At 71.0% G+C, this 6,932-nt stretch carries 6 protein-coding genes and 1 pseudogene; 5 read left to right on the top strand and 2 right to left on the bottom strand.

All coding sequences use genetic code 11. The annotated features are described in order from the left end of the window. The first annotated feature begins 17 nt into the window (after nt 1–17). The 3 genes and pseudogenes from AB0M46_RS35245 (at nt 18) to AB0M46_RS35255 (ending at nt 4,298) form a co-directional block, all read left to right on the top strand. Nucleotides 18–1,691 carry a methyl-accepting chemotaxis protein gene (locus tag AB0M46_RS35245; RefSeq protein WP_363343318.1) on the top strand — a complete coding sequence of 558 codons (1,674 nt, stop codon included), beginning with the start codon at nt 18–20 and terminating at the stop codon, nt 1,689–1,691. A 1,019-nt stretch (nt 1,692–2,710) separates the two neighbouring features. Continuing rightward, nucleotides 2,711–3,301 (top strand): annotated as a pseudogene (locus tag AB0M46_RS35250) (DUF262 domain-containing protein); the annotation flags it as partial. 106 nt (nt 3,302–3,407) lie between these two features. Continuing rightward, complete coding sequence (locus AB0M46_RS35255; RefSeq protein ID WP_363343320.1) at nt 3,408–4,298, top strand: hypothetical protein; 891 nt, start codon at nt 3,408–3,410, stop codon at nt 4,296–4,298. A 181-nt stretch (nt 4,299–4,479) separates the two neighbouring features. Here the strand turns inward: AB0M46_RS35255 and AB0M46_RS35260 are convergent, their stop codons facing one another. Continuing rightward, nucleotides 4,480–5,532 (bottom strand): thiamine pyrophosphate-dependent dehydrogenase E1 component subunit alpha, encoded by a 1,053-nt coding sequence (locus AB0M46_RS35260; RefSeq protein ID WP_363343322.1) that lies wholly within the window; start codon nt 5,530–5,532, stop codon nt 4,480–4,482. Between the two features lie 265 nt (nt 5,533–5,797). Between AB0M46_RS35260 and mscL the strand changes: the two genes are divergently transcribed. Continuing rightward, a complete protein-coding gene (mscL, locus tag AB0M46_RS35265) occupies nt 5,798–6,244 on the top strand; it encodes a large conductance mechanosensitive channel protein MscL (RefSeq protein ID WP_363343324.1) in 447 nt (148 codons plus the stop codon). A gap of 38 nt (nt 6,245–6,282) precedes the next feature. Beyond that, complete coding sequence (locus tag AB0M46_RS35270; RefSeq protein ID WP_363343326.1) at nt 6,283–6,630, top strand: DUF3099 domain-containing protein; 348 nt, start codon at nt 6,283–6,285, stop codon at nt 6,628–6,630. A gap of 58 nt (nt 6,631–6,688) precedes the next feature. Here AB0M46_RS35270 and AB0M46_RS35275 read toward each other — a convergent pair. Further along, the coding region (locus AB0M46_RS35275) for a PfkB family carbohydrate kinase (protein WP_363343327.1) at nt 6,689–6,932 on the bottom strand (244 nt) is incomplete at its 5' end.

Genomic DNA, 6,932 nt, shown 5'->3' on the forward strand with positions numbered 1-6,932 from the left:
ACCGAAAGGTGCTGGTTGTGGCGACGTCGCACCACCGGAGCCTGCGGCAGTCCACGGTCAACCGCGCCGCCGCCGGGATCCTGCTGCTGATGACCGGCCTGCTCGTGCTGGCCGTGTGGATGGTCCACGGCGCGGTCCAGCGCCAGGACGCCGCGTACGAGCGCCAGGCGCGGTTCAAGGCGCTCGCGGTCGAGATGGACGGCGCGAACGACCGGCTGGCGACCGAGATGCGCAGCTACGCCGCCACCGGTGACCGCAAGCACCTCGACAACTACTGGCGCGAGATCGACCAGACGAAGACCATGGAGCGGGTGGTCGCCCAGTTGCGCGGACTCGGCGCGCTCAGCGACGAGCTGGCCCTGGTGGACAAGTCGAAGACGGACTCCGACGCGATGATGCGGACCGAGGCCCGCTCGCAGCGGCTGATGCTGGAGGCCGCCGGCGTTGCCGTGCAGGACATGCCGCCCGCGGTCGCGCAGGTCCAGCTCACCCCCGAGGACCAGGCGCTGGGCGGCCAGGCGAAGCGCGACCTGGCCCGGTCGATCGTGTTCGACGCCAAGTACGACCAGGACTACGCCGCGGTCGCCGATCCCATCCGGAAGTTCGAGACGCTGCTGGACGACCGCGCGGCGCAGGCGGTGCGAGACGCGCGCAGCGCCACCCGGACCTCGATCGAGCTGCTGGTCGGCCTGGCGGTGCTGCTGCCGCTGGCGATGGGCGCGGTGGTCTACCTCTACAGCGCCAAGGTCGGCAAGGTCGTCGTGCGCTACACGACGGCGCTGCGCAGCCGCGACCAGAACGACCTCAGCTTCCGGCTGGCCCCGGCCGGGACCCACGAGCTGCAGGCGCTGGGCGGCGCGTTCAACGACGAGCTGGACCGCACCCTGCACCTGGTGCGGGCCGTGGCGGGCAACGCCGAGACGCTGGCATCGGCCGCGCAGCAGCTGACCGTGACCAGCGAGCAGGTGTCGGCCAATGCCGAGCAGGCCCGGGACCGGGCGGACCTGGTCTCCGCCGCCGCCGAGCAGGTGTCGCGTAACGTCCAGACGGTCGCGTCCGGCACCGAGGAGATGGGCGCGTCGATCCGGGAGATCGCGCAGAGCGCCAACGAGGCGGCGCGGGTCGGCCACGACGCGGCGAGCTTCGCCAGCGAGACGAACGAGACGGTAGCCAAACTCGGCGAGTCCTCGGCGAAGATCGGCAACGTGATCAAGGTGATCACCTCGATCGCCGAGCAGACGAACCTGCTCGCGCTCAACGCCACCATCGAGGCCGCCCGCGCGGGAGAGAGCGGCAAGGGCTTCGCCGTCGTGGCCAACGAGGTCAAGGAACTGGCGCACGAGACGGCGAAGGCGACCGAGGACATTTCACGGCGGGTCGAGGCGATCCAGCACGACACCGGGGCGGCGGTCACCTCGATCGAGCAGATCACCAGGGTGATCGGCCGGATCAACGACTACCAGACCACCATCGCGAGCGCGGTCGAGGAACAGAGCGCGACCACCAACGAGATGAACCGCGGCGTCTCTGAAGCCGCGACCGGCTCCGAACACATCGCCGAGAACATCTCCGGCATCGCGACGGCCACCCAGACCGCCGCGGCGGGCATCGCCGAGGCCAAGCGGGCCAGCGCCGAGCTGGCCCGGATGAGCGGCGACCTGCAGGGCCTGATCCGGGACTACCACTACTGACCTCGTCGGAGCCACTTGATTGCACGTTCCAAGTGGCCCGTCCTTCACCGCGAGTGCGAAAACGGACTCGGCGGAGGGGCCGATCGCGGCGAAAGTTCGCGGCAGGGGTTCCTCGGCCGCCCGCGAGTTCATCGCGGCCATGAGCGAGCGCCGCCGGCGGCTGCGTGTCGCCTGGCGGGCGGTGTCGTCGGCACAATGCTGGAGTGGATGTTGCCGAGCTGTTGAGCCGAGCGGCAGCCGTGGTGTCCGCGAGCGCGAGCAATGAGGCCGGGCTGACGGTTGCCGACGTCCGGGAGTACCTGCAGCACAACGAGTGGGCGGCCGCCCTCGATCTCCTCGCCGACCTCGAGTGGCCCGCCGATACGGCGTGGTGGGATCTGCTGATCGAGGTCGCGGAGTCGCTGTGGCTGGCCGACGTGGCGGCCTGGTGCCATTGGCGGCGCTTTGAAAGCGTCCACGGGGTCATCCGGGCCGACCTGACGCTCGTGCCGCCCGCCGATGGTGGCCGGCGGCTGTCGGTACCCGGGAAGGGTGTGCTGCGGCCGCTGTGGCACATCGGGCAGTACATGCCCGATGGACACCCCAACCTGCTCGTCGCCCGGATCTGGGTCGAGAACGCGCCGGAGCTGGCCCCGGGAGCGACGGGCCCGGTCCGCCTGGCACCCCTGACTCCGGCGGCGTGGCGTGATCTCCGGCCATCCCAGACGATCACCATGCATGAAGGCCGGCCCGTACGCGGAACGGCCACGATCACCGAGCGCCGGCTCCCCGCTGACCCGGGCACCGCGTCTGCGCCGCTCCGGGACCCCCGCGATGCCGATGATCGCCGAGTGCTCGGCCCAGGTCCGCCAGTGGGAGACGACCGTGCTGGCCACGGCTCCCGCCACCGCCCGCGTTCGCCGCATCATCGACCGGTGGCGTGATGGCCATGCCGACATCCTGCCCGCGGGGCGCCGCGATCGTCCCGTGATTCGCCGTACCTCACGACTACGCTTGGGGCACTCGAGGCTGGAGGTGACATGGCAACGCTCGAGCGGCCGCGGATCGAACAGCGCACCCCGGAGGATCTGGTTCGCGACGTCCAGCGCGGTGTGGTTCGGATTCCCCAGTTCCAGCGGGGATTCAGGTGGGAGTCGGGCGACGTCGTCAAGCTGTTCGACAGCATTCTCCGCGGCTTCCCGATCGGCAACCTCCTGCTGTGGCGACGCCCCGCGCCCGCTCATATGCTCCACGTCGGGCCGCTGACCATCGAGGCGCCAGAGCTCGACTCGGCCTTGTGGGTGGTGGACGGCCAGCAGCGCATCACCTCGCTCGTCGGCGCCCTGATCGCGGCGCACACCGCCACGGACCTGCGCTTCCGGGTGCATCTGGACCTGGGCTCCGGCGAGTTCCACACCGCGGGCACTCGGCAGCAGCCGCCCAACACCTGGATCCCGGTCAGCTTCCTGCTCGATACCGCAACCCTGCTGCGCTGGATGCGGGAAAATGGCGAGTGGCTCTCGGACGAGCAGCTCAAGCTGGCGGAACAGGCGGCGAAGGCGATCCGGGAATACCAGATCCCCGCGTACGTGGTCACCACCGACGACGAGAAGCCGCTGCTGGACATCTTCACCCGGATGAACGATGCCGGAAAGCGGCTCACGAAGGCCGAGATCTTCCAGGCCCTGCACTCCCAGACCGCCGGACGCGCCGCTGACCCTGGCGGCGATCGGCCGCGTGCCGGCCGAACTCGGGTTCGGCGCGCTCGACGACCAACTCGTGCTGCAGTGCGTGCTTGCCTACCGCGGTGGCGACATCTTCCGCACCGACTTCGCGGGCGAGTTCGAGTCGGCCGAGGACCAGACCGAGACGTTCAGCGCGCTGGCCGCGAACCTGCGGGACGTGGTCGCGTTTCTGCGGGACGTGGCCGAGATTCCGCACGTGAGGCTGCTGCCGTACGCCAATGTGATCCCGGTGCTCGTCCGCTTCGTCAGGCTGCACGGCGCCCCGGAGGGCCGCGCGGCGACACTGCTGCGACGTTGGGTCTGGCGCGGCGCGGTGGTCGGCACCCGTGCGCGCGGCCAGAGCGTCGCCGACATGCGCGGGCAGATCAGCGCGGTGCAGCGCCCGAATCCGGTGGCGGCCGCCGGCGCCCTGCTCGAACGGGTGCCCGCGCACACCCGCTTCACCGCCGAGCTCGACAAGGTGCACTTCAACCAGGCGATGGCCAAGATCAATGCCCTCTGCCTGTTGTCCGCCGAGCCGCGCGATCCCGCAACTGGCACGCCGGTCGACATCGCCCGGCTGCTGGACGAAGGCAGCCCGCTACGGCCGATCTTCGACAACTCCGACCTCGCTCTGGTCGGCACCTTCGCCAACCGCGTCATCGCCGCCCCCGGCCCGGCCTCAACCCTGCGGACGGAACTGGCCAAGGCATCGCCTGAGGTGGCCGAGAGCCACCTGCTCGACGCAAAGGCCCAGAGCCTGCTGGCCAAGCCGTCACCCGCCGCATTTCTCGAACGGCGCGCCGACACGCTGACCGCCGCGTTCGAACGGCATGTCGATCGCATGGCGGAGTGGGGTGCGCGTGACGGCCGGTCGATCGCCGATCTGATGAGGACGGGCTGAGTGACGACACCGGAAGCCGAGGTCCGCCTGCACGGGCACCGGGTCGGACTCCTGCGTCTAGGGTTGCGGCACCTCCTGGGCGAGCGTCATGCCGATCGGCAGCGCGAGCGGGCTGCGGGTGAGGTACCCGTTGGCCATGCCGGCGTCTTGCCCTGCCTCGCCGGCCCGCGGGAGGGTTTCGTCAGCGGGCGGTGAACGAGGTGTGGTACTTCTCCAGCCACTCTCGCTGCTCGCGCAGCAGGTCCGTCTCGTGGGACAGGACCGCGCGGAACATGTCCGGGATCTGTGGGTCGGGCAGGGACAGGCAGGCGGCCCGGGTCTGTGTCGCGAGGTCGTCCGCCTCCGCGTCGAGGGTGTCGAAGAAGGCCTCGTCGGCCCAGCCGCGGGCGCGCACGAGCCGGTTCAGGCGGGTGATCGGGTCGCGCTCGCGCCAGGCGTCGACCTCGTCGTCGGAGCGGTAGCGGCGCGGGTCGTCCGAGGTGGAGTGGCCGGCCATGCGGTAGGTCGTGGCCTCGATGAAGACCGGGGGGCCTCCGCGCCGTACCGAATCCGCGGCTCTTTTGGTGACGGCGTGCACGGCGAGCACGTCGTTGCCGTCGACCAGGTGGGCCTGCAGCCCGAAGCCCTCGGCCCGGCGGTGCAGCGGCGCGGCCATCTGGCGGCTGGTGGCGGTGGAGATCGCCCACTGGTTGTTCTGGCAGAAGAAGATCAGCGGTGCGTTGGCGACCGCGGCCCAGTTCAGCGCCTCGCTCACGTCGCCCTGGCTGCTGGCGCCGTCGCCGAAGTAGCACAGGACGGCCTCGTCGGCGCCGTCGAGGCCGACGCCGACCGCGTACCCGGCCGCGTGCAGTGCCTGCGTGCCGAGCACCAGGCTGTAGATGTGGAAGCGGTAGCGGGCCGGGTCCCAGCCGCCGTGCTGGACGCCGCGCCACTGGGCCAGCAGCTCGGCCGGGCCGAGGCCGCGGCAGTAGGCGGCGGCGTGCTCGCGGTAGCTGGGGAAGACGTAGTCGCCGGGCGCGAGGGCGCGCACCGAGCCGACCTGGGCCGCCTCCTGACCGAGCGACATCAGCCACAGGCCGAGCTCACCCTGGCGCTGCAGGGCCAGCGCCTCGGTGTCGAAGCGCCGGGCGAGGACCATGTCGCGTAACAGGTCCAGGCACAGCCGAGGGGTCACGTCGAGTGGTGCCCGCTCGTCCTCACGCAGCGTGCCGTCGGGCGCCAGGAGCTGGATCATCGGCTCTCCCCGCTTCGTTTCGCTCATCATCGCCCTGACGATCGGGTGAGGTCACGCCACATGGGGGTCGCTGTGAAAAACCGCAACAGGCCGGGCAGCCGGCTGCCCGGGGGCGCGCAGGCGCGCGGGCCAGACGAGGTGGTGCCAGAGCGCGCGCCGCGACCTGCTCGACCAAGCCAGCCACGTCGTGCAACCGTCTCACGGGCGCGGAAAAAGGGGGAGAACGGATGCTGCGCCATGCCCCGTGCGGTCGTAAGGTGCCTACGTGCTCAAGGGTTTCCGGGATTTCATCTCACGTGGCAACGTCATCGAACTTGCCGTAGCCGTCGTCATCGGCGCCTCCTTCAACGGCGTCGTCACCGCGTTCACCGATGGGTTTCTCCAGCCGCTGATCAAGCTGACCGGCGGCATCGGCGTGCAGGACGCTCAGGGTCTCAGGATCGGCAAGCAGGTCCTGGACTGGCCCGGCTTCGTCAACTCCGTGATCACCTTCCTGCTCACCGCGGCCACCGTCTACTTCCTGGTCATGCTGCCGATGAACAAGCTCGCCGAGCGCCGCAAGCGGGGCATCGTGCCCGAGCCCGAGGCCCCGAGCGAGGAGATCCGCCTCCTGACCGAGATCCGCGACCTGCTGGCCACCGGCACGACCTCGCGCGAGCAGGGTCAGGCCGTGGCGGAGGCGAAGGCGGCCACCAGGCCCACGGGCATCTGACGCACCATCGTTTCCCCAATCGTGGCAGACTCGGGTTAATGGCCCGCAGGGAACGACCGCAGCTGATCACAGACGCGGCGCGCAGCCCCGAACAGGAGCTCCGTGCCCGTGAGCTGCGGTATGTCCTGATGATGCTGGTGCGCGCCGCTTGCGTGGTGGTCGCGGCGATCCTCGTCGCGACCCGCCCGCCGTTGCTCTGGCTCTGGCTGTCGCTGTGCACCGCCGGGGCCGTGGGGCTGCCGATGATCGCCGTGCTCCTGGCCAACGACGCCCCGCCCCGCAAGGACCGGCTGTGGCGGAATCGGCTGCGCCGGCGGGCCACCTCGCACCCGGATCCGGGGCATGCCCTGACCGAGGGCGAGCACAAGGTCATCGACGCCGAGTAAGGCCCGCCGGTAGGACCTTGGCCAGGTCAGGGGGCAGTGCCTGCGCCGGGTCAGCGACTCAGGGGCGGCCGCCGAGCCGGGCCACCGCGTCGGCGCCGAGCTCGTTGCCCCGCAGCAGGGCGGTTTCCGGGTCGGCGCCACCGAGCCACGCGGCCAGGAAGCCCGCCGCGAACGCGTCGCCGGCGCCCGTCGGGTCGATCACCGCGGCGACCCGTACGCCCGGCGCGTGCGCGGACCGGTCCGGGTCCGCCCCCCCCGGGCCGCCCCGGCCGGGCTTGAACACGGGGGCGGCCGCCGGGGGC

The sequence above is a fragment of the Dactylosporangium sp. NPDC051485 genome (genome assembly GCF_040682015.1).
Taxonomy (GTDB): Bacteria; Actinomycetota; Actinomycetes; order Mycobacteriales; family Micromonosporaceae; genus Dactylosporangium.

What these genes read in the sequence shown, in the direction of transcription:
- AB0M46_RS35260 (WP_363343322.1), bottom strand. Translation starts at nt 5,532, where the DNA reads ATGATCCAGCTCCTGGCGCCCGACGGCACGCTGCGTGAGGACGAGCGG.
- AB0M46_RS35270 (WP_363343326.1), top strand. Translation starts at nt 6,283, where the DNA reads ATGGCCCGCAGGGAACGACCGCAGCTGATCACAGACGCGGCGCGCAGC.